Source organism: Mesorhizobium sp. M8A.F.Ca.ET.161.01.1.1, from assembly GCF_004792105.1.
Classification (GTDB): domain Bacteria; phylum Pseudomonadota; class Alphaproteobacteria; order Rhizobiales; family Rhizobiaceae; genus Mesorhizobium.
Genome location: NZ_SRTD01000354.1, coordinates 1 through 312 on the forward strand (window position 1 = coordinate 1; position 312 = coordinate 312).

A 312-nucleotide genomic window follows, 5' to 3' on the forward strand; every position below is an offset into this window, starting at 1 on the left:
GTAGAGGCCGGTGCCGAAGCCGAGCGCGCCCAGGGCCCAGAAGGCGGCTTTGGCCGGCGTGCTCCTGGCGCGCAGATTGCCGATCAGAGCAAAGCCGAGGAGCAGCAGGAAGCCGACATGCATGGCGCGCACCACCTGGCTGGGCAGGCTGCCATAGGCGGCGATGTAGATCTGGAAGACGGAAAAGGCGACGGCAATCAGGAAGGCCGCCTTGCCGGCAAGCCCTTCGCCGAAGCCCGGCGGCAGGCCTTCGACCTGTTCTTCGACGACCGGGAGATGAAAAGTGGCCGACTTGCCGTCGGTTGTTCCAGG

1 pseudogene is annotated in these 312 nt (G+C 66.3%); it reads right to left on the bottom strand.

Annotated features, from left to right (window positions below):
- Positions 1 to 312: pseudogene (locus EN804_RS36035) on the bottom strand (TRAP transporter permease); the annotation flags it as partial.